This window comes from Streptomyces sp. NPDC033177 (genome assembly GCF_055577715.1).
The window spans coordinates 174,801-197,362 of the sequence record NZ_JBVIPS010000008.1; the positions used below are offsets into that span (position 1 = coordinate 174,801).

Below are 22,562 nucleotides of genomic sequence, written 5' to 3' on the forward strand. Positions count from 1 at the left end.
GCATTTCTCCCTCCCCCTCCCCCCCCCCCTCCCCCCCTCCCCCCCCCCTCCCCCCCCCCCCCCCCCTTCCCCCCCCCCCCCCCCCCCCCCCCCCCCCCCCCCACTGCGTGGTCGGGTGGGCGGCCCGCGCAGCGAAGTGCGCGCTCGAAGCGGCCGCCCCGGACAGCTCCCCCGTGGGCGGGGCTCTACGGAGCGAGTGACTACTCCGAAGCCTGCCGCGGGCTGCCCTGCCGGGAACTCGACGGACTGATGAACAACACGTCGGCTCCTCTCCCGGTAAGCGGGCGCCAGGGTCGTGGCGCGGTGACACAACTACTGTGCCCGCGCCCTGATGTGCCCGCCACCCAATTAATCACTCCTCCCCGGCCAGCGTCAGCGACCGCAGCTTCTGCCCGGCGTACCAGGTGGCGAGGACCGTGACGCCGACAAGGAGCACCGTGGCGACCGGCAGTCCGACGTCCGAGGTGACCAGGTCGCCGCCCGCCGTCTTCTGGGCGACGGCGAGCGACCACTGCTGGACGCTGAGCGTGCGTGCACCAGCGACCAGCGACCCGAAGAGGGTCTCCCACACGAGGGCGTAGACGAGCCCGAAGACGACCGCGTGCCGGGTGATGGTGCCCAGGAGCAGGAAGAGCGCGGCGTACGCGATGGAGGCGACCAGGGCGGCGATCGTGTACGCCACAGCGATCTGCTGGCCGTTGCCGTTCAGGATCATGCCCGCGATGAAGGTCGGAACCGCGGAGAAGGCCATGGTCACGGCGATGGCGACGGTGAGCTTGGTGATGATGATCGTGGGCCGCTTGATCGGCTTGGAGAGGAGATAGACGACGGAGCCGTCGTCGATCTCCGGGCCGATGGCTCCGGTGCCCGCGATGACGCCGATGATCGGCACCATCGTGGCGAGCGCGAAGCCGCCGAGGAGGTCGGAGGCGACCTGGTCGTCGGCGCCGCTGAAACCGCGGACCGCGGCGGCGATGACGATCAGCAGGACGGGCAGGGAGAAGAGGATCAAGGCCCGGCGGCGACCGAGCAGGGCCCGGTAGGTGAGCCGGGCGACAGTGGGGTCGTACACGATGGCTCCCTTCAGGCCGCGACGAGGTAGGAGAAGACCGACTCGAGGGACTCGTCCGAGGGCGAGACCGTGAGGAGCCGGATGTCGTGATCGCGGGCGATGCGTGGCAACAGGGCGGTGAAGCGCCCGAAGTCGATGGCTTGGATGCGCAGGGCGCCTTCCTTGAGGTCGACTTCGATTCCCGCCGTCGACGGGTCCGCGATCAGGGCGGCGGCCAGGGCGCGGTCGTCGCTGGAACGCACGAGGTAGCGGTGGGGACGGTCGATCATCAGACGCCGGATCTTGCGGAAGTCACCGCTCGCCGCGTGGCGGCCGGCCACGATCACCTCGATGTGCGAGGCCAGTTGCTCGACCTCTTCGAGGATGTGCGAGGAGAACAGGACCGTTCGGCCCTCGTCCCCCATGCGCCGCAACAGGTCCATCAGCTGCATGCGCTGGCGGGGGTCCATGCCGTTGAACGGCTCGTCGAGCAGGAGCACGGAGGGTTCGTGGACGAGGGCGGACGCCATCTTCACGCGCTGGCGCATGCCCTTGCTGTACGTCGAGATCTTGCGGTCCTGCGCGTACTCCATCTCGACCGTGGCGAGGGCCTTGTGCGCGGCCCGCTCGTCCAGGCCGTGCAACTCGGCGTTGGCGACGACGAATTCCCGTCCGGTGAGGAAGTCGTACATCCCCTCGCGCTCGGGGACGATGCCGATGTCCTTGTAGATCTGTTCGTTGCGCCAGATCGGCTTGGCGTCGAGGGTGACGCTGCCGGTGGAGGGGGCGAGGAATCCGCCCATCATGTTGATGAGGGTGGACTTCCCCGCGCCGTTCGGACCGAGGAGGCCGGTGACGCCCGGGCCCACGTTCATCGTGATGTCGTTTACCGCCACCACGTTGCCGAACCAGCGGCTGGTGTGGTCGATGTTGATCGTGCTCACAGCCCGACCTTTCGGTAGCGGCGCAGCAGTGCGCCGTAGCAGCCCGCGATGAGGGCGAGGACGACGATCACGTAGACCGCGCCCGTGCCGGACGAGGGGCCTTCCCCTGCGGGGAAGGCGGAGGTCGCGCCGAGGAAGGCGGACTGTACGCCGTCGATGAGCGTGATCGGCGAGAAGAGGCCGAGCCAGGGCAGGGCGTCGATGCTGCCCTGTTCGTAGGCGATGATCTGGACCGTGGACACCGCTCCGTAGCTGATGGTCAGTACGGCGATGACGGCGGCGATCCCGAAGCCGCGGCGGGGTGTGACGGCCGAGACGACGAGGGCGATGCCGGAGAAGAGGAGCGAGAGGAGTGCCACGGAGACGAGCCCCTGGCCGAAGCCCTTGGTCTGGTCGGCGAAGTCGAGCTTGGCGAGCAGCGACCCCACGTAGAGGACGAGCAGCGGTGCGGCCGTGAGGATGAAAAGGGCCGAGGCCATCGCCGCGAACTTGGCGCGTACGTAGTCGCTGTGCTCGATGGGGCGGGAGAAGTAGAGGGGGACGGTCTTGAAGCGCAGGTCGCGGGAGACCGTCTGGGGGGCCTGGGCGGCGAGGTAGAGGCTGACGACGGCCTGCAGCAGAATCGCGTATCGGGTGTATTCGACGGGCAGGTCGTTCGCCTTGGTGGTCACGGCGACCGCCACCATGATCGCGGCGGGGACGCACATCACCGCGAAGAGGATCATGGGGAGAACCTTGGACTTGGCCGAGCGGCCGAGTCCGTACGCCCCGCGCAGGCTCTGTGAGAAGAGCGAGCGTCGGGCGTAGGCGCGGCCCAGGCGCGGGCCGTCGTACTTGCGATAGCCGATGTTGTGGATCTGGGTCTGTTCACCGGCGTGTGCCGGGGGCTGCTCAACCGCCATGGCGGACCGCCTCCTTTCGCGCATCTGTCTGCTCGGACTGCTCGGGTTGCTCGGTTCGTTTGGTTTGTTCGGACTGGAAGACCTCGGCGATGTGGTGCCTGCGCTGTTCCATCCGGACCAGGCCGAGGCCGAGGTCCGCGACGAGGTCGCGGATCAGGTCGTACGTCTCGTCGCCGGTCGCTTCGAGCAGCACGGTGTGCCCGGCGCCGGGCAGGCCGCTTCCCTCGTGGGTGGCCACCCCCCGGCCCTGCAGTGCGTCGCGGAACACCTTGGTGCCGTCGGGGTGTTCGTCGGTGTCCGTCACCTCGACGGCCAGCGTCGTGGTGGTCTGGGTGAAGTCGGTGGTGGAGCTGGAGCGCAGGAGCTTGCCGCCGTCGATGACGACGACGTGGTCACAGGTGCGCTCCAGTTCGCCGAGCAGGTGCGAGGTGACCAGGACGGAGATGCCGAAGTCCGTGTGGACGCGGCGGATGAGGTCGAGCATCTCGTCGCGGCCCACGGGGTCGAGGCCATTGGTCGGTTCGTCCAGGAAGACCAGGTCGGGGTCGTGGACGAGGGCCTGCGCGAGCTTCACGCGCTGTTTCATGCCCGTTGAGTAACCCCCGATGGGGCGGTAGCGCTCCTCGTACAGACCGACGTGCCGCAGCGTGTCCGCGGTGCGCTCGCGGGCGGCCGTGGGAGGCAGCCCCGACATGCGCGCCATGTGGACGACGAACTCGGTGGCCGAGACGTCCGGTGGCAGACAGTCGTGCTCGGGCATATAGCCGACGCGCTCACGGATCTGGCCGCCACTGGTGGTGACGTCGAGGCCGAGCACGGCGGCGGTGCCCTCCGTGGCGGGGGAAAGACCCAGCAGGATCTTGATCAGTGTGGACTTGCCGGCTCCGTTGGCTCCGACGAGTCCGGTCACACCGGGTCCGATATCCATGGAGAGCCGGTCAAGCGCGGTCACCCTCGGGAACCGCTTGCTCAGGCTTTCGGTCGCGATCACAGTCACGATTCGAAGGTAGTGGCGCAGGCCACATCGGGCGTCAGACCAGGGTCTTGTCCTCGCCTCACTCTCCGGTATTACGGGCCCGTAAGGGTCCTCCTGAGGTCGACCCCTGGGGGATGTCCCGCAGTCGGCCCTGGAGTCGGGCCCGGCTCGTGCGCAGCTATTGACGTAGCCGCCGAGCATTGTCACATTCATCAGTGTCAAGTTACGGACGCGTACTGCGATGGACCGGACACGCGTATGGCGATGACGGACACGGACGGACGGTGGCATGACCTCAGCAGTGGCAGGTGAACTCTCCGCGGAGCTGCGGGGGTTCAGGGAAGTGCAGACCCTCGCGTATGAATGCGCGGAGGCGGTCGCGGCTCAGCTCAGGCCGGGGGTGACCGAGCGCGAGGCGGCTCGGATGCAGCGTGACTGGCTGCGTGAGCGGGGTGTGCGCGACTGGTTCCACCTGCCTTTCGCCTGGTTCGGGGACCGCACGGCGTTCGTGAACTTCCGGATACCGCTGCAGTTCTTCCCCACCAACCGCCGCCTGGAGCCGGGGATGCCCTTCATCCTCGACATGGCTCCGGTCTACAAGGGATATACGGCGGACATCGGCTACTCGGGCTGCCTCGGTCTCAACCCCGTGCACGACAAGCTGCTCGCCGACCTGGAAGCACACCGCGAGCTCCTCCTGCGCGAGGTCCGTGAGCGCCGCCCGCTGCGCGAGATCTACGAGGACGTGGACCGGCTCATGGTGCGCCAGGGCTATGCCAACCGTCATCGCGCGTATCCCTTCGGCGTCATCGCGCACAAGGTCGACCGGGTCAAGGAGCGCCGGCTCTCGCCGAACGTCTTCGGCTTCGGCACGCAGTCCCTGAAGGGCCTCGCGAGCGACGCGATCCACGGCCACCGGGACGGCTGGTCGCCGCTCTGGTCGCCGTACAAATTCTCCGACCACCCGCCCCAGAAGGGGCTATGGGCGGTCGAACCGCACCTCGGATTCAGGGGTACGGGCGCGAAGTTCGAGGAGATCCTGGTCGTCACCGACTCCAAGGACCCCGAGCAGAGCGCGTTCTGGCTGGACGACGATCTGCCGCATGTGCGGCGCTGGGCTGAGGAGAGGGCCGCCGCATGACCACGGGAGGAATCACCAAGGGGATCAAGGGCGCTCGCGAGCGCTGGGTGCGCACGGGCGGGGTGGAGCTGTGCGTCGCCGAGCTCGGCGATGCGACGCAGCCCACGGTGCTGCTCGTGCACGGCTATCCGGACTCCAAGGAGGTCTGGTCGGAGGTGGCCGAGCGCCTCGCCGACCGCTTCCACGTCGTGCTGTACGACGTACGTGGCCACGGCAGGTCGACGGCTCCGCAGCCGCTGCGCGGCGGTTTCACGCTGGAGAAGCTGACCGATGACTTCGTGGCCGTCGCCGACGCGGTGAGCCCGGACAAGCCGGTGCATCTGGTCGGTCACGACTGGGGTTCGGTGCAGGCCTGGGAGTTCGTCACGGTCAAGCGCACCGAGGGGCGCATCGCGTCCTTCACCTCGATGTCGGGACCCTCGCTCGACCACTTCGGGCACTGGATCAAGAAGCGGATGACCCGGCCCACACCCCGCAAGGTCGGCCAGCTCCTCGGCCAGGGCGCCAAGTCCTGGTACGTGTACATGCTGCACACGCCGGTGCTCCCCGAGCTCGCCTGGCGCGGGCCGCTCGGCAAGCAGTGGCCGAAGATCCTCCAGCGCATGGAGAAGGTACCCGCGGGTGACTACCCGACGTCGTCGCTGCGGTCGGACGCCGCGCACGGAGCATGGCTCTACCGCGACAACGTCCGCGCCCGGATGCGCAGGCCCCGCGCCGATGCGTACGCGCACGCCCCCGTCCAGCTCATCACGCCGTCAGGCGACATCTTCCTGTCCGAGCGGCTCTACGACGAGCTGGAGTTCTGGGCACCGGAGTTGGTGCGCCGCAGCATTCCGGCCAAGCACTGGGTGCCCCGCACGCGCCCGGACCAACTGGCCGCCTGGATCACCGATTTCGTCACGTCGAAGGAGGACGGCGTGCCCACGAACGACAGCGTGGCCACGGGCAAGCACGCCGATCGCTTCGGCGGCCAGCTGGTCCTGGTCACAGGGGCGGGCAGCGGCATCGGCCGCGCCACCGCCTTCGCGTTCGCCGAGGCGGGCGCACGCGTCGTGGCCGTCGACCGGGACGCGGAGAGCGCCTCCCGCACGGCGGAGATGTCGCGTCTGATCGGTGCCCCCGAGGCCTGGGGCGAGACGGTCGACGTCACCGACGAGCAGGCCATGGAGAAGCTCGCCGAGAAGGTCGCCAGGGAGTACGGCATCGTCGACGTCCTGGTGAACAACGCCGGGATCGGGCTCTCCGGCTCGTTCCTCGACACGAGCGCCGAGGACTGGAAGAAGGTCCTCGACGTCAATCTGTGGGGCGTGATCCACGGCTGCCGGCTCTTCGGCAAGCAGATGGCCGAGCGCGGTCAGGGCGGCCACATCGTCAACACCGCGTCCGTGGCGGCGTATCAGCCGTCCAAGGCCCTGCCCGCCTACAGCACCTCCAAGGCCGCGGTCCTGATGCTCAGCGAGTGCCTGCGCGCGGAGCTGGCGGGCCAGGGCATCGGGGTCTCCGCGATATGCCCGGGCTTCGTGAACACGAACATCACGGCGACCACGCATTTCGCCGGCGTCGACGCCGAGGAGGAGAAGCGCCGGCAGAAGAAGACGTCGCGCCTGTACGGCCTGCGGAACTACCCGCCGGAGAAGGTCGCGGACGCGATCCTGCGCGCGGTCGTCAAGAACCAGGCCGTGGTACCGGTCACCCCGGAGGCCCGTGGCGCCCACCTCATGTCCCGCTTCACGCCCAAGGCCCTGCGCGCGATAGCCCGATTGGAGCCGCCGCTGTGAGCACGGAGAAGAGCACCGGCACGAACACCGAGGAGCACTACACGATCGTTCCGCGCCGGGTCTCGTTCGACTGGGAGCGGACCCCGCTGCACTGGATACCGGACGAGCCCACCGCCAGCCACGTGATCAACGTGCTGCATCTGCTTCTCCCCGCGGGAGAGCGGTGGTTCGTGAAGGTCTTCAAGGAAGGCCTGCCCCTGGTCACCGATCCGGTGCTCCTGAAGGACGTCAAGGGGTTCATGGGCCAGGAGGCCACGCACAGCGTGCAGCACGCGCATGTGCTCGACCACCTGGCGGCGCAGCGGCTCGACACCGCCGCGTTCACCAAGTACGTCGACTTCCTCTTCGAGAAACTCCTCGGCGAGAGGCCGCCGTTGGGCGCTCTGATACCGACGCAGGAGTGGCTGCGGTTCCGCCTCGCGGTCGTCGCGGCGATCGAGCAGTTCACGGCGGTCCTGGGGAACTGGGTGCTGCACGCCGAGGGTCTGGACCGCGCGGACGCCGACGAGGTCATGCTCGACCTGCTGCGCTGGCACGGCGCGGAGGAGGTCGAGCACCGCTCGGTCGCCTTCGACATGTACCAGCACTGCGGGGGCGAGGGTCTGCCCCGCTATGCCCGCCGCATCGCGGGCATGACGGTCACGGCGCCCGTGATGTTGTACCTGTGGATCTGGGGCACCGCCTATCTGATGCGCCGGGACCCCCAGCTCGCGGGGCGCCTCCGCTACTCCCTGGCCGGGCACAACAAGGCCGTCAGGAAGGGCCTTCTGCCCACGTGGCGGGAGATCGGCACGGCCATACCCCGCTACCTGCGGCGGTCGTACCATCCCTCGCAGGAAGGCTCGCTGCGCAAGGCCGTCGACTACCTGGCGGAGTCACCCGCGGCGCGGGCCGCGGCCGCTGCGGTCGGCCGAGCGGCCATCGCCTAGCACGAGGGTTTACGGAGGCGGGGAGCGTGGACGAGCAGTCGGACGCCGGGCAGGGACTCGTGGCTCACGGCACCGGGCACAGGCCGGCGGAGTACCGCATCGAGGACCTGGCGCACCACAGCGGCGCCACGGTCCGCACGATCCGCGCCTACCAGGACCGCGGCCTGCTCCCCCGGCCCGAGCGGCGCGGCCGGGCCAACGTGTACGGCGACACGCATCTGGCCCGGTTGAGACAGATCGCCGACCTGCTCGACAGGGGTTACACCCTGGCCTCCATCAAGGAGCTGCTCGAGGCCTGGGACGCGGGCCGGGGGCTCGGTGGCGTCCTGGGCCTGGTAGCCGAGGTCGGCGGCCCGTGGACGGACGAGAAGGCCGACCGGATGACCCGGGCGGAGCTGGACGCGGCGTTCGGCGGAGAGCCGGACGAGGCCGCGGTGGCCGACGCGATCGCCCTCGGAGTGCTTGAGCCCGTTTCCGGGCGGGACGACGAATTCCTGGTGCCGAGCCCTCAAGAACTCGCGGTTGCGGTGGAGTTGCATGCTGCCGGGGTTCCACTGTCCGCGATCTCGGGCCATCTACGGGAGTTGAGGGGGCAGGTCGAGCACATAGCCGCCCGTTTCCTGGAGTTCACCACCGAGCATGTATTCGCGCGCTATCTCGGTCAGCATCCGCCGAGCGAGGCGGACGCGGCGGAGGCGGCCGCTCTCGTCCGGCGCCTGAGGCCGCTGGCCCAGCAGTCGGTGGACGCCGAACTGGCGCGGGCCATGCGCCTGTTCGCGACGCGTCATCTGCAGCACCACCTCGCCGCGGGGCATCCGGCCGACCGTACGAATGGGCCGCTCCCGGTGGCGCTACCCGCGGCAACAATGCAGGCCGTGGAGGCGCTGGTTGGGCGGGAGAACGCGGCGGCCTTCGTCACCGCGGCGGCTGAACGAGAAGTGCAGGCCAGGACATTGGATGCGCTAGCGACAAGCCAGAACAATGCGCGCATTGTTGAGCAAAAGGCCTAATTTGAGCGCGCGTTGTCCACAGAATCGCCAATTAGCCTGTGGATAACCGGACTTGGTTGTGGATCAAACCTGTGGACGAAAAGTGGTGGATGAAGAGTCGGTGGACGAAAATCAAGTGCGGGGAGAACGGTTCGGAGCGAGGCTGAACGGATGAATAGAGAAGCCCCCTCCGCCGACGCGGCGGACGAGCGGCGCACCGTGAAGGTGTCGAAATACCTTTCCAAACACCTGCGCCATCAGCCGGAGAGAATCGGTCTCACGCTCGACGAGAACGGCTGGGTGGAGATCGACGCCCTTGTCGCGGCAGCCGCCGCCCACGGATTCCGCTTCACCCGTGCCGAGCTCGAGCACGTGGTGGCCGTGAACGACAAACAGCGCTTCGCCGTGGAGGGCAGCCGGATCCGCGCCAGTCAGGGCCACTCCGTCGACGTCGACCTGAAGCTGCCTCCGGCGACCCCGCCCACCTATCTCTTCCACGGCACGGTGGTCCACAACATCGCCGCGATCCGCGCCGAGGGCCTGCGGCCCATGAACCGTCACGCCGTGCACCTGTCACCCGACCGCGAGACCGCCACCCGCGTCGGGGCCCGTCGCGGACGGCCGGTCGTTCTCTCCGTCGACACAGGCGCGATGCACCGCGACGGGCACGTCTTCCAGGTCAGCGCCAACGGCGTCTGGCTCACCGCCGCCGTGCCCACCGCATATATCCGCTTCCCGGCCGCCCACTGACCTACCCCCACACACCGGCTCGACCGGAGTGAGCTGCGAGGGCGCGGTTTCCAGGGGCATACGCTCTGATCCATGAGTTTGCGTCTGAGCACCGTGATCCTGCCCGTCCGCCGCTGGCACGAGGGGGGGCAAGGAGCGCTGGCAGCGGGCGGAGGAGCTGGGGTTCCACACCGCGTACACCTACGACCACCTCTCCTGGCGGACCTTCCGTGACGGGCCCTGGTTCGGCGCGGTGCCGACCCTGACCGCCGCCGCGGCCGCCACCGACCATCTGCGCCTCGGCACCCTGGTCACCTCGCCGAACTTCCGGCACCCGGTGACCCTCGCCAAGGACCTGATCACACTGGACGACGTGTCCGACGGCCGGATCACCCTCGGCATCGGCGCGGGCGGCAACGGCTTCGACGCCACCGCGCTGCTCAAGGCGGGCGAGGAGCCCTGGACCCCGCGCGCACGGGCCGATCACTTCGGCGAGTTCCTGCCGCTGCTCGACCGCCTTCTCACCGAGGACGTCGTCTCGTACGAAGGCGAGTACTACTCCGCATCCGAGGTGCGCAACATCCCGGGCTGCGTCCAGCGTCCCCGGCTGCCCTTCGCGGTCGCCGCCACCGGACCGCGCGGCCTGAAGCTCGCCGCGCGTCACGGACAGGCCTGGGTGACCACGGGCGACCCGAAACTCTTCGAGAACGGCACCCCGGAGCAATCACTTCGAGCCATCCGCGGACAGGCCGACAAGCTGGCCGCCGCCTGCGACGCGATCGGCCGGGACGTCGCCGAGCTCGACAAGATCCTGCTCACCGGGTTCACCCCGGACCGTCCCCTCGACTCCTTCGACGCCTTCGTCGACTTCGCCGGCAACCACGCTGAGCTGGGCTTCAACGAGATCGTGCTGCACTGGCCGCTGCCGGGAACGGCTTTCGCAGCCGACGAGAAGATCTTCGAACGGATCGCCACGGAGGCACTGGTGCAGCTGGGCGGCAGCACAGCAGAGGCATAAAGGCACTCAGATGTGCGCCCCAGCGCACGCCCGTGCACGCAAGTGCGGGACAATCGATGGCGTGACCTCAGCTACCCCACGGCCCAAGACCCCGGCCGTCCCCGCCCCCCACCGGCCCAAGGCCCGGCTGATCGCCACGGACCTGGACGGCACCCTCCTTCGTGACGACAAGTCCGTGTCCGACCGCACCGTCGCCGCACTCGCCGCCGCCGAGCGGGCCGGGATCGAGGTCTTCTTCGTGACCGGCCGCCCGGCACGCTGGATGGACGTCGTCAGCGCTCACGTGCACGGCCACGGCCTCGCCATCTGCGGCAACGGCGCAGCCGTGGTCGACCTGCACGACGGGTCGGGCGGCCATCGCTTCGTGAAGGTGCGGGAGCTGCGGCGCGAGGACGCGCTCGACGTCGTCCGGCTGCTGCGCGCGGCGGCCCCCGGCACGTCCTTCGCGGTCGAGCGGACCGGCGGACTGCACCACGAGCCGACGTACCCGCCCCTGCACCTGGAGCCCGGCGAGAGCATCGCCCCCGCGGAGAAGCTGCTCGCCGAGGACTCCGAGAACGCGACCCAGCCCATCCTGAAGGTGCTCGCCTTCCACCCCGAGCTCGCGCCCGACGACTTCCTTGTCGTGGCCCGCGAGGCCGTGCGCGGCCAGGTGGAGATCACCCGGTCGAGCCCGAGCGCCCTGCTCGAGATCAGCGGCCCGGGAGTGTCCAAGGCCAGCACGCTGGAGCTGTGCTGCGCCGAGCGCGGCATCACGCCCGCGGAGGTCGTCGCCTTCGGGGACATGCCGAACGACATCGAGATGCTCACCTGGGCGGGCACGTCGTTCGCGATGGGCAACGCCCACCCGGACGTGCTCGCCGCCGCTTCGGGCCGCACGGTCGCCAACAACGAGGACGGCGTCGCGGTCGTCATCGAACGGATCCTGCGCGAACAGCAGGACCTGTAGCGAGACCCACGACGGGACCCCTCCTGGTAACCCACGACGGACGACGGGACCCCTCCTAGTAACACGACGGGCCCCCTCCTAGTAAGGCGCCTGCCACACCACGGCCGTGCCCCCGCCGTTCTCGCCGATGCCGGGCCCGTACCAACTGTCCCCGCCGAGCGACTCCGCGCGCCTCTTGAGGTTCTTCAGGCCGCTGCGCCGGCCGCCCTCCGCGATGCCGACCCCGTCGTCCGAGACGGTCAGGCGTACGCCCTGCTGCCCGTCGGGCAGGAGCACCGTCGCGTCGACGACGACGTCGATGCGGTCGGCCCGCGCGTGCCGGAACGCGTTGGACAGCGCCTCGCGCAGGGCCGCGATGAGGTTCTTCCCGGTGAGCTCGCCGACGACGGTGTCGACGGGTCCGACGAAGTGGTGCGAGGGCTTGAAGCCCAGCGGCACGGCAGCCATGTTGATCTCGCGAAGGACCCGCGTCCGCAGCCCCGAAGGAGCCTCGGCCGGCCCCTGCTGCAAGGCGAAGATCGCCGTCCGGATCTCCTGGATCGTCACGTCCAGCTCGTCGACGGCCTTGCCCACACCCGTCTGCACCTCGGGCACGACGGACCTGCGCTGCGCGCTCTCCAGCATCATCCCGGTGGCGAACAGGCGCTGGATCACGAGGTCGTGCAGGTCCCGCGCGATCCGGTCGCGGTCCTCGTACACCGCGAGCCGCTCACGGTCGCGCTGCGCCTCGGCCATCATCAGAGCGAGCGCGGCCTGCGAGGCGAACTGGGTGGCGAGGGTCCGCTCGGTCTCGCTGAACGGCCGGGCGCCACGCGCGCGTGGCGTGACGAGCGTCCCCATGACGCGGCCGTCGCTCTGCAGCGGCAGCATCATGACGGGTCCGTAGCCGCGGGCCAGGTCGGTCATGACGCGCGGGTCCGTGGCCGCGTCGTCGATGAACACGGAGTCCCCGGCGAGCAGATCGGTGATGATGCGGCTCTCCGGGGGAACGATCACGCCGAGCATTCCGGAGGGTTCGTCCGAGGAGACGGCGACGATCTCCATGCCGCCCTCCTCGTCGGGCAGGAGCACGATCCCGGCTGCCGAGTCGGCGAGATGGCGGGCCTGTTCGGCCACGACGGCGAGCGACTCCTCCGCGTCGCTGCCCGAGAGCAGCGCCGTGGTGACCGCCACGGAGCCGTCGATCCAGCGTTCGCGCTGCATGGCGGCTTCGTAGAGGCGGGCGTTGCCGATGGCGATGCCCGCCTCCGTCGCGAGGACGCGGACCATGTGCACGTCGTACTCGTTGAAGTCGGCGCCGCCACGCTTCTCGGTCAGGTAGAGGTTGCCGAAGATCTCGCCCTGGACGCGGATGGGGACACCGAGGAAGGTCCGCATGGGCGGGTGGTGGGCCGGGAAGCCGCACGAGCGCGGGTCGGCGGAGAGGTCAGCGAGACGCAGGGTCTCCGGCTGGTGGATGAGGGCGCCGAGGATGCCCTTGTGCCCGTCGGGCAACCGCCCGATCCGCTCGGCCGTCTCCTCGCCGATCCCGACGTGGACGAAGTCGGAGAGCCCCTTGCCGTCTTCCGAGACGACGCCGATCGCCGCGTAGTGGGCGTCCGCGAGCTCGGCCGCCGTCTCGCAGATGCGGTCGAGCGTGGTGTGCAGTTCGAGCCCGGCGCCGACGGAACGCATCGCCTCCAGGAGCTGCGGCACGCGCGCGGTGAGCTCGGGGGAGAGCCCCTGCAGGCTGCGGGTCGCCTTCTTCGCGGCCTCTATGGCGTCCGATGAGCCGTCGGGTTGCGGAGAGGCGGCGGAGGCCGAGGGCGCTGACATGCCTTTGAGAGTAGTTAGTCCTATTTGGCGAGGAAAGTCGGGGCGTGCCCCGAACTGGTCACACGCGGTTTGGCGCAGGCCCCCTCGCCCCGCTCCCTATCCAGCCGCCGTCATCAGCAGATCGGCCGCCCGCTCCCGTTCCAGCATGCGCCGCAGCGGCCCGTCCACAAGGACGAGGTCCGCGTACGCACCGCGCTGCACCACCTGACCCGCGTCCAGGACGATCACCTCGTCCACCGCGTCGAGCCCGGCGAGCCGGTGCGTGATGAGCAGCGTCGTACGGCCCTCGGTGGCGGCGAGGAGGTCGTCGGTGAGGGCGTCGGCGGTCGGCAGGTCGAGATGTTCGGCCGGCTCGTCGAGGACGAGGACGGGGAAGTCCGCGAGCAGCGCGCGGGCCAGGGCGATGCGCTGGCGCTGGCCTCCGGAGAGACGGGCCCCGTGCTCGCCGACCAGGGTGTCGAGCCCCGCCGGGAGCGAGTCGGTCCACTCCCGCAGCCGGGCCCGCGCGAGGGCGCCACGCAGTTCGTCGTCGGTGGCACCCTTCCGCGCGATGAGCAGGTTCTCGCGTACGGAGCTGTCGAAGATGTGCGCGTCCTGCGCGCACAGCCCGACGAGTTCACGCACGGTGTCGCCGTCGAGGGAGGCCGCGTCCGTGCCGCCCAGGCTGTACGTGCCTTCGCTCGCCCCCAGGAACCGCAGCAGCACCTGGGCGAGCGTCGTCTTGCCGGAACCCGAGGGGCCGACCACCGCGACACGCCGCCCGCGCTCCAGGGTCAGGCCGACGCCCGCGAGCGCGTCCCGACCCTGCCCCTCGTACCGGGCGTACAGTCCCTCGACGCGGAGCGGGAAGGGCGTCTGCGGGCGCTGTGCGGGCACGGCGGGCTCGGGTACGGGTTCGGGTGCGTCGAGGACCTCATAGACGCGCTCGGCGCTCTTCCTGACGCGCTGGCGGTACTGCACGGCGAGCGGCAGCCCCAGGACGGCCTCGAAGGCGGCGAGCGGGGTGAGGATGACCACGGCGAGCGCTACGCCGCTGAGCCGTCCGTCGTGCAGCGCCTGTACTCCGACCACGGCGGCGGCGGTCACGGTGAGTCCGGTGGCGAGCGCGCCGAGCCCGTCGCCGAGCGCGGTGGCCGTGGCGGTCCGTGACGCGATCCGGGTCAGCTCGGCGTCGGCCTCCTTCGCCTTGGCCGTGCGCCGGGTCAGTGCGCCCGCGACCGTCAACTCGGCGGTACCGGTGAGGAGATCGGCCACGCGGGTGGCCAGCGCCCCGCGGGCGGGGGCGAGCTTGCGCTCCGCCCGGCGGGCGACGGCTCCGGAGAGCAGCGGTACGCCCACCCCGGCGAGGAGCAGACCGGCGGCGAGGACAGCGCCGGCCTCGGGCAGCAGCCAGGCGGTGAAGCCGACCGCTCCGGCGCCCACCACCGCGGCGGCCGACGCGGGCAGGAGCCAGCGCAGCCAGTAGTCCTGCAGGGCGTCCACGTCGGCGACCAGGCGGGAGAGCAGGTCGCCGCGGCGGGTCTTCCTGAGCCCGGCCGGGGCGAGGCGCTCAAGGCGCCGGTAGACGGCCACGCGGGTGTCGGCCAGCATGCGCAGGACGGCGTCGTGCGAGACGAGGCGCTCCGCGTAACGGAAGACGGCACGGCCCATGCCGAAGGCGCGGGTCGCCGTCACGGCGATCATCAGGTACATCACCGGCGGCTGCTCCGACGCCCTGCTGATCAGGTACCCCGAGGTGGCCATCAGCCCCACGGAGCTGCCGATCGCCAGGGCGCCCAGAAGCAGGGCGAGCACGAGCTTGCCCTTGCGTGCCTGCGCGGCACCCCGCACCCGGGCAAGGACGTCGCCCTTCTGCCGGGGGCTCTCGTACGAACTCTTCGGCAGGGGGCCCTCGTACGCGTCCCCCGGGGCGGCCTGCGTCTCCGGGCGCCCCAAGGACGACTCCAGGTGCCCCAAGGCCCCGTCGCCCACCCCCGCGTCCACCGCAGCCCGCGAAAGCGCCGCCCCGTCCAGCCCACGCTGCCGGGAAGCGCCAAGCCGTACGACCCGGCCCGCCACCGCCAGCAACGCCGGCCGGTGCACGACGAGCAGCACGGTCCGCCCCACGGCCAGCCGCCGCACCGCCTCGACGACCCCGGCCTCGGTCTCCCCGTCCAGGGCGGCCGTCGGCTCATCCAGCAGGACCACAGGGCGGTCGGCCAGGAACGCCCGCGCCAGGGCCAGGCGCTGCCGCTGCCCGGCGGACAGACCCGCGCCGTCCTCCCCGAGCTGCGTCTCCACGCCACCCGGCAGCGCGGACACGAACTCCCATGCCCCCGCCGACTCCAACGCGTCCCGCACGGAGGCGTCGTCCGCGTCCGGCCGCGCAAGGCGTACGTTCTCCGCGACGGACCCGGCGTACAGGTGCGGTCGCTGCGGGACCCAGGCGATCCGCTCCCGCCACCGCTCCGGCGCCACCTCGGCCAGGTCGACGCCCCCGACGCACACCCGGCCCTCGGCAGGCTCGACGAACCCGAGGATCGTGTCGAGCAGCGTCGACTTGCCCACGCCGCTGGGCCCGACCAGAGCCACGGTCTCGCCGGGCTCCACCGCGAACGACACCCCGGAGACGGCGTCAGAGGACCGCCCCGGATACCGGACCGTCACGCCTTCCACGCTCAGCGTCCCCGCAGGCGCTGCGGCTTGCCCCGCGACCCGTACGGGAGCCTCCAGAACCTCGAAGATCTCCTCGGCGGCGGAGAGCCCCTCCGCCGCCGCGTGGTACTGCGCCCCGACCTGGCGCAGCGGCAGATAGGCCTCGGGCGCGAGGATCAGGATGACCAGACCCACGTACAGATCCATGTCGCCGTGGACGAGCCGCATCCCGATGGTCACGGCGACCAGCGCCACCGACAGCGTCGCGAGGAGTTCGAGCGCGAAGGACGACAGGAAGGCGATGCGCAGCGTACGCATCGTCGCCTGCCGGTACTCGCCCGTAATCTGCCGGATCGACTCGGCCTGGGCCTTCGCGCGCCCGAACACCTTCAGGGTCGGCAGTCCCGCCACCACGTCCAGGAAGTGGCCCGACAGGCGCGAGAGGAGCCGCCACTGACGGTCCATCCGGTTCTGGGTCGCCATGCCGATCAGGATCATGAAGACCGGGATGAGCGGCAGCGTCACGACGATGATCGCCGCCGACACCCAGTCCTCGGTGACGATCCGCGCGAGCACCGCCACCGGAACCACCACCGCGAGCCCCAACTGCGGCAGATAACGCGAGAAGTAGTCGTCGAGTGCGTCCACGCCTCGCGTCGCCAGCGACACCAGCGAACCCGTCCGCTGGCTGCTCAGCCAGCCGGGACCCAACTGCCCCGCCCGGTCGAGCAGCCGCCCCCGCAACTCCGACTTCACCGCGGCGCTCGCCCGGTGAGCGGCGAGTTCGGTCAGCCAGGCGACGAACGCCCGCCCGACCGCGACGACCACGAGCAGGACGATCGGCGTCCGCAGGTCACCGAGGGCGAGCCCCTTCTGGAAGGCCCCGACCACGATCTCGGCGATGAGCATCGCCTGGGCGACGACCAGGCCCGCCCCGGCGACGCCGAGGACCACCACCGCGGCCAGGAAGAACCGGGTGGCGCGGGCGTACCGGAGCAGACGCGGGTCGATTGGTTTCACGTGAAACACACCCTCCGAGGGACCGGAAGAGACTGCCGAGGAGCTCAAGGGCCGGAAGAGACTGCCGAAGAACTCAGGGATCAGGAAAAGGGATCAAGGAACAAGCACTCAGTGCGCGGCATCCGCGATGTGCTGCGTGCCGATCCGCTTGCGGAACACCCAGTAGGTCCACGACTGGTAGAGCAGCACGATCGGCGTCGCGATGCCCGCGCACCAGGTCATGATCTTCAGGGTGTAGGGGCTCGACGAGGCATTGGTGACCGTGAGGTTCCACTCCTCGTTCAGCGACGACGGCATGACGTTCGGGAAGAGCGTCAGGAAGAGCATCGCCACGGCGGCCGCGATCGTGATGCCCGAAAGCGCGAACGACCAGCCCTCGCGCCCCATCTTGATCGCCCCGATGGCACCGACCAGCGCGACCACGGCCACGGCCATCGCGACCAGGCTCTTGCCGTTGCCGTTGTCCGCCTGCGTCCAGAGCAGGAATCCGAGCGCCAGGACAGCGGTCACCAGGCCGAGCCCGAACGCCAGCTTCCGCGCCCGCATCCGGATGTCCCCCACCGTCTTGAGCGAGGCGAAGACCGCGCCGTGGAAGGTGAACAGCGTCAAGGTGACCAGGCCACCCAGGATGCCGTACGGGTTCAGCAGGTCCCAGAAGTTGCCCACGTACTCCTTGTGGGCATCGATCTTCACGCCGCGCGTGATGTTGGCGAAGGCCACGCCCCACATCACCGCCGGGATCAGCGAGGTCCAGAAGATGGCCTGCTCCCAGTTGCGCTGCCACTTCTCCTCGGGCCGCTTCGCCCGGTACTCGAAGGCGACGCCCCGCACGATCAGGCAGAGCAGGATGATCAGAAGCGGCAGGTAGAAGCCCGAGAAGAGCGTCGCGTACCACTCGGGGAAGGCGGCGAAGGTCGCGCCGCCCGCCGTGAGCAGCCACACCTCGTTGCCGTCCCAGACGGGACCGATGGTGTTGATCAGGACCCGCTTCTCGGTCCGGTCACGGGCGAGGAGCTTGGTGAGGATGCCGATCCCGAAGTCGAAGCCCTCCAGGAAGAAGTAGCCGATCCACAGGACTGCGATCAGCACGAACCAGACGTCGTGAAGTTCCATGTCGATCAACTCCCTCAGTACGAGAAGGCCATGGGCCGGTCGGCGTCGGCGTCGTCATCGGAACCCGATCCCGGTCCGGGGCCGCCGATCTTGGTGGGCGGGTTGAGGTCGGCCTCGGTGAGCTCGGGCGGACCCGCCTTGATGTACTTGAGCAGCAGCTTCACCTCGATCACCGCGAGGATCGCGTAGATCCCGGTGAACACGACCAGCGAGGTGATCACCTCACCCTGCGAGACCCCCGGCGAGACCGCGTCCTGGGTCTTCAGGACGCCGTAGACCACCCAGGGCTGCCGCCCGGTCTCGGTGAAGATCCAGCCCCAGGCCGTGCCGATGAGGGGGAAGATCAGCGTCCACTGGGAGAGCCGCCACCACCAGTTGCCGAGCTTGGGCGTCAGCTCCCTGTTCTTGGTGAGCATCAGCTTCGGCACGTCGTCCGCGCCCGTACGGTGCTCCGGAGCGAGCCAGAACTTCTTCCGTGTGAGCCACAGCCCGGCGGTGCACAGGGCCATCGAGACCCCGCCGAAGCCGATCATCCAGCGGTAGGACCAGTAGGCGGTGGGGATGTTGGGCCGGTAGTCGCCGGGACCGTACTTCTCCTGCGCCTCCCGGTTGAGGTCGTTGATGCCGGGAATCTCGGCGCTGAAGTTGTTCTTGGCGAGGAAGGACAGCACCCCCGGGACCTCGATGGCGACCTTGTTGTGGCCCTCGGAGACATCGCCGTACGCGAAGAGCGAGAACGGCGCCGGCTTCTCCGACTCCCACAGCGCCTCGGCGGCCGACATCTTCATCGGCTGCTGCTCGTACATGACCTTGCCGAGGGTGTCGGCGCTGACCACGGTGAGCAGCGTGCCGACGAACGCGGTGACCAGTCCGAGCCGCATCGACATCCGCATGGTGCGAATGTGCTGCTTCTTACGGAGGTGGAAGATCGCGATGCCGGTCATGAAGGCGCCGCCGACGAGGATGGCCGCCGATATGACGTGGAAGAAGTTGACCAGCGCCGTCTCCTGGAAGAGCACCTTCGCGAAGTCGGTGAGCTCCGCGCGCTTGGTGCCGTCCCGCTCCGCGATCTTGTAACCGACCGGGTGCTGCATAAAGGCGTTGGCGGCGATGATGAAGTACGCCGACGCGATGGTCCCGGCGGAGACGATCCAGATCGTGGCGCAGTGCAGCTTCTTCGGGAGCTTGTCCCAGCCGAAGATCCACAGACCGATGAAGGTCGACTCGAAGAAGAAGGCGATCAGGGCCTCGAAGGCGAGCGGCGCCCCGAAGACGTCACCGACGAAGCGCGAGTAGTCGGACCAGTTCATGCCGAACTGGAACTCCTGGACGATGCCGGTGACGACGCCCATCGCGATGTTGATCAGGAACAGCTTTCCCCAGAACTTGGTCGCCCTGAGGTAGTGCTCCTTGCCCGTACGCACCCAGGCCGTCTCCAGGATCGCCGTGAGGGCGGCCAGAGAGATCGTCAGCGGGACGAACAGGAAGTGGTAGACGGTGGTGATGCCGAACTGCCATCGCGCCAGGGTCTCCGGCGCCAGAGCCAGGTCCACGTCGACTTCTCCTTACGGCCGTGATCACTCGGCGGTTTGCCCCTTAAATCCCTCTGATCTTCGGAGGAACCGGGACACGCTTGTGAACGCGTTCACATTCACAAGCAATTATGACGTACTGCTTATCGGCCTGGTAAGGGGGGTCCCCCTTACTCGGGGACCCTCGCTCGGGGGAACGCGAGAAGGCCCCGGGGAGCACACGCCCCGGGGCCTTCTCTTCCACTAGATCTGGAGGCTAGAGCTCCTTGCGGAACGCCTCCGCTGCCTGCAGGAAGATGTCGTTGGCCTCGGTCTCCCCGATCGTGGCCCGCATCCCCTCGCCCGCGAACGGCCGCACCACCACGCCGGCCTTCTCGCACGCCGCCGCGAAGTCGGCCGTACGCTCCCCGAGCCGCAGCCACACGAAGTTCGCCTGCGTCTCGGGCACCGTCCAGCCCTGCCCCCGCAGCGTCTCGACCACCCGCGTGCGCTCGCCGACCAGCGAGCCGACGCGGCCCATCAGCTCGTCCTCGGCCCGCAGCGAGGCCACCGCCGCGTCCTGCGCGAGCTGGCTCACCCCGAAGGGCACCGCCGTCTTGCGCAGGGCGGCCGCCACCGGCTCATGGGCGATGGCGAAGCCGACGCGCAGCCCCGCGAGGCCGTACGCCTTGGAGAACGTACGCAGCACGGCGACATTCGGACGCTCGCGGTAGATCTCGACGCCGTCCGGCACCTCGGGGTCGCGGATGAACTCGCGGTAGGCCTCGTCGAGGACGACAAGGACATCGCTCGGCACCCGGTCGAGGAATCGTTCCAGCTCGGCCCTGCGGACCACGGTGCCGGTCGGGTTGTTCGGGTTGCAGACGAAGATCAGCCGCGTCCGGTCGGTGATGGCGTCGGCCATCGCGTCCAGGTCGTGGACGTCCCCCGGCGTCAGCGGCACCTTGACCGACGTGGCCCCGCTCACCTGCGTGATGATCGGGTACGCCTCGAAGGACCGCCAGGCGTAGATGACCTCGTCCCCCGGACCGGAGGTGGCCTGGATCAGTTGCTGCGCGACACCGACGGAACCGGTCCCCGTCGCCACATGGGACACCGGCACCCCGAAGCGCTCGGCGAGCTCGCTCATCAGGCTCGTGCACGCCATGTCGGGGTAGCGGTTGAACGCGCCCGCGGCGGCCAGCGCGCTCTCCATGACGCCCGGCAGGGGCGGGTAGGGGTTCTCGTTCGAGGACAGCTTGTAGGCCACCGGGCCATCGGCCGCGGCGGGCTTCCCCGGCTTGTACGTGGGGATACCCTCCAGCTCGGCACGCAGCCTCGGGCTCGTCTCGCTCACCGCAGTCCTCCTCTTGAACACCTGAACACCCTGACTTCAATACTCCTCACCTTATGAGGATTCAGCTCTGGTGCGAATGGGTCAGCGGTATCCGCTCCTCCGGGCGCGCAACGAGGGGGGAGCGCTCCCTTCTCCAGCGCGCGCCCGTGGCTCACTCCGTGGCGCGCATCACCCGTGAAGGTGAGTTGAGACCTCTTCGAGACATCGCTCATTTGGCAGGCCTGTGCGCAGCGACAAGGGACCGTCCACCTCAAGGAGGCCCAACTCCCATGCAATCCAAGGCCGTTGCCCAACTTTGATCATGCAGAAACGTGCCTGTCAACGAGTGAATATGCGTCCGCACTACCCACCCTCATGAGCCCTACTATCGGCTCGCCATGACAGCAGCAGGGAACCACCAGGTGAGCCGAGCGGAGACCGCCCGCCGGGGCAACCGGCAGAGCCGAGCGGGCATCAGAGACGTCGCCGCAGCAGCCGGTGTCTCCATCACGACTGTCTCCGATGCTCTCAACGGCAAGGGCCGGCTCCCGGACGCCACCCGACGCCATGTCCGCGAGGTCGCCGAACGGCTGGGCTATCGCCCTTCCGCGGCGGCCCGAACGCTCCGTACCGGCAAGTCGGGCCTCATCGGCCTGACTGTGACGACCTACGGGGATGAACCTTTCACCTTCACCGAATTCGCGTACTTCGCGGAGATGGCCAGAGCCGCGACCTCGGCCGCGCTGGCCCGCGGCTACGCCCTTGTCATCCTTCCCGCCACCTCCCGGCGCAGCCCGGTCGACGTGTGGTCGAACGTCGCGCTCGACGGCACCGTCGTCGTCGATCCGTCCGACCACGACCCCGTCGTCAGCGAACTGGTGCGCCAGGGCCTACCCGTCGTGTCCGACGGACGTCCTGCCGGGTCCCTCCCGGTCACCGCCTGGGTCGACAACGACCACGAAGCGGCGGTCCTTGAGATCCTCGACCACCTCGCGGCGTCCGGAGCGCGCCGCATCGGGCTGCTCACCGGGACCACCACGGACACCTACACCCATCTGTCCACCACCGCCTATCTGCGCTGGTGCGAGCGCGTCGGCCAGGACCCGGTCTACGAGTCCTACCCGGCCCACGACCCGTGTGCCGGCGCGGTCGCGGCCGACCGGCTGCTCGCCCGGCCCGACCGTCCCGACGCCGTGTACGGCCTCTTCGACCCGAACGGCACCGATCTCCTCGCGGCCGCCCGCCGGTACGGACTGCGTGTCCCGGACGACCTGCTGCTCGTGTGCTGCAGCGAGTCCACCGTCTACGCCACCACCGAACCGCCCATCACCACGCTCTCGCTCAAACCCCGGCGCATCGGCACAGCCGTCGTCCAACTCCTCATCGACGCCATCGAAGGTCTGGATTCGGGCCGGCCCGTCGAGCAGGTGATACCGACGGAGCTGATCGTGCGCACCTCGTCCGAGCGACGTCCACCGCGTACGACGGTCAGCCCACCCCGCTCACCGGGACCCGGTTGAGCGGGCCGCCCCGCGGGGAGAACCCCGTCAATCGGCCGTCGTCCGGCCGTCAACCAGCACTGCCTGGCGCATCTCGGCCGTGGCTTGGGGGGAAACCCCCACCCAATTCGGGAGAAAACCTCGGTGAACCGGGGTTCAGCACTGATTCACCACCCCTGGTGCACCACACAGCGCGAGCCGCATTCCTATGATGGGCGGACGACACCG

16 protein-coding genes and 1 pseudogene are annotated in these 22,562 nt (G+C 69.5%); 8 read left to right on the forward strand and 9 right to left on the reverse strand.

Annotated features, from left to right (window positions below):
• Nucleotides 1–352: 352 nt before the first annotated feature.
• From ACZ5U5_RS27115 to ACZ5U5_RS27130, 4 genes are read right to left on the reverse strand one after another with little or no spacing between them, the layout of a single operon-like run.
• Complete coding sequence (locus tag ACZ5U5_RS27115) at nucleotides 353–1,072, reverse strand: ABC transporter permease (protein WP_469026451.1); 720 nt, start codon at nucleotides 1,070–1,072, stop codon at nucleotides 353–355.
• An 11-nt stretch (nucleotides 1,073–1,083) separates the two neighbouring features.
• The gene (locus ACZ5U5_RS27120; RefSeq protein WP_469026454.1) at nucleotides 1,084–1,995 is read right to left on the reverse strand and encodes an ABC transporter ATP-binding protein; all 912 of its coding nucleotides are present in this window, start codon (nucleotides 1,993–1,995) and stop codon (nucleotides 1,084–1,086) included.
• A complete protein-coding gene (locus tag ACZ5U5_RS27125) occupies nucleotides 1,992–2,897 on the reverse strand; it encodes an ABC transporter permease (protein ID WP_469026457.1) in 906 nt (301 codons plus the stop codon). The genes ACZ5U5_RS27120 and ACZ5U5_RS27125 overlap by 4 nt, the downstream gene beginning before the upstream one ends.
• Nucleotides 2,887–3,888, reverse strand: coding sequence for an ABC transporter ATP-binding protein (locus tag ACZ5U5_RS27130; RefSeq protein ID WP_469027097.1), 1,002 nt, complete (start codon nucleotides 3,886–3,888; stop codon nucleotides 2,887–2,889). The genes ACZ5U5_RS27125 and ACZ5U5_RS27130 overlap by 11 nt, the downstream gene beginning before the upstream one ends.
• 274 nt (nucleotides 3,889–4,162) lie before the next feature.
• On the opposite strand from ACZ5U5_RS27130, the gene ACZ5U5_RS27135 reads away from it, so the two are divergent.
• From ACZ5U5_RS27135 to ACZ5U5_RS27165, 7 genes and pseudogenes are all read left to right on the forward strand, one after another.
• Nucleotides 4,163–5,014: a M24 family metallopeptidase gene (locus ACZ5U5_RS27135; protein ID WP_469026460.1), complete on the forward strand. Its 852-nt coding sequence runs from the start codon at nucleotides 4,163–4,165 to the stop codon at nucleotides 5,012–5,014.
• Complete coding sequence (locus tag ACZ5U5_RS27140) at nucleotides 5,011–6,792, forward strand: SDR family oxidoreductase (protein ID WP_469026463.1); 1,782 nt, start codon at nucleotides 5,011–5,013, stop codon at nucleotides 6,790–6,792. The genes ACZ5U5_RS27135 and ACZ5U5_RS27140 overlap by 4 nt, the downstream gene beginning before the upstream one ends.
• The gene (locus tag ACZ5U5_RS27145) at nucleotides 6,789–7,721 is read left to right on the forward strand and encodes a metal-dependent hydrolase (protein WP_469026465.1); all 933 of its coding nucleotides are present in this window, start codon (nucleotides 6,789–6,791) and stop codon (nucleotides 7,719–7,721) included. The genes ACZ5U5_RS27140 and ACZ5U5_RS27145 overlap by 4 nt, the downstream gene beginning before the upstream one ends.
• 26 nt (nucleotides 7,722–7,747) lie before the next feature.
• The gene (locus tag ACZ5U5_RS27150; RefSeq protein ID WP_469026468.1) at nucleotides 7,748–8,731 is read left to right on the forward strand and encodes a MerR family transcriptional regulator; all 984 of its coding nucleotides are present in this window, start codon (nucleotides 7,748–7,750) and stop codon (nucleotides 8,729–8,731) included.
• Nucleotides 8,732–8,881: 150 nt separating this feature from the next.
• Nucleotides 8,882–9,460, forward strand: a complete 579-nt coding sequence (locus tag ACZ5U5_RS27155; protein WP_469026470.1) for an RNA 2'-phosphotransferase — start codon at nucleotides 8,882–8,884, stop codon at nucleotides 9,458–9,460.
• 72 nt (nucleotides 9,461–9,532) lie between these two features.
• Nucleotides 9,533–10,457, forward strand: a pseudogene (locus ACZ5U5_RS27160) (LLM class flavin-dependent oxidoreductase).
• 61 nt (nucleotides 10,458–10,518) lie between these two features.
• Nucleotides 10,519–11,406: a Cof-type HAD-IIB family hydrolase gene (locus tag ACZ5U5_RS27165; RefSeq protein ID WP_469026472.1), complete on the forward strand. Its 888-nt coding sequence runs from the start codon at nucleotides 10,519–10,521 to the stop codon at nucleotides 11,404–11,406.
• Nucleotides 11,407–11,484: 78 nt separating this feature from the next.
• Here ACZ5U5_RS27165 and ACZ5U5_RS27170 read toward each other — a convergent pair whose 3' ends face one another.
• The 5 genes from ACZ5U5_RS27170 to hisC form a co-directional block, all read right to left on the reverse strand.
• Nucleotides 11,485–13,221 (reverse strand): GAF domain-containing sensor histidine kinase, encoded by a 1,737-nt coding sequence (locus tag ACZ5U5_RS27170; RefSeq protein ID WP_469026475.1) that lies wholly within the window; start codon nucleotides 13,219–13,221, stop codon nucleotides 11,485–11,487.
• Between the two features lie 96 nt (nucleotides 13,222–13,317).
• Nucleotides 13,318–16,875 carry a thiol reductant ABC exporter subunit CydD gene (gene cydD / locus ACZ5U5_RS27175; RefSeq protein ID WP_469026477.1) on the reverse strand — a complete coding sequence of 1,186 codons (3,558 nt, stop codon included), beginning with the start codon at nucleotides 16,873–16,875 and terminating at the stop codon, nucleotides 13,318–13,320.
• 108 nt (nucleotides 16,876–16,983) lie between these two features.
• Nucleotides 16,984–17,988 (reverse strand): cytochrome d ubiquinol oxidase subunit II, encoded by a 1,005-nt coding sequence (gene cydB, locus ACZ5U5_RS27180; RefSeq protein WP_469026480.1) that lies wholly within the window; start codon nucleotides 17,986–17,988, stop codon nucleotides 16,984–16,986.
• Between the two features lie 14 nt (nucleotides 17,989–18,002).
• On the reverse strand, nucleotides 18,003–19,541 hold the full coding sequence (locus ACZ5U5_RS27185; protein ID WP_469026483.1) for a cytochrome ubiquinol oxidase subunit I: 1,539 nt from the start codon (nucleotides 19,539–19,541) through the stop codon (nucleotides 18,003–18,005).
• A 235-nt stretch (nucleotides 19,542–19,776) separates the two neighbouring features.
• A complete protein-coding gene (gene hisC, locus ACZ5U5_RS27190) occupies nucleotides 19,777–20,856 on the reverse strand; it encodes a histidinol-phosphate transaminase (protein WP_469026485.1) in 1,080 nt (359 codons plus the stop codon).
• Nucleotides 20,857–21,233: 377 nt separating this feature from the next.
• Between hisC and ACZ5U5_RS27195 the strand changes: the two genes are divergently transcribed.
• On the forward strand, nucleotides 21,234–22,355 hold the full coding sequence (locus ACZ5U5_RS27195; RefSeq protein WP_469026487.1) for a LacI family DNA-binding transcriptional regulator: 1,122 nt from the start codon (nucleotides 21,234–21,236) through the stop codon (nucleotides 22,353–22,355).
• Nucleotides 22,356–22,562 lie beyond the last annotated feature (207 nt).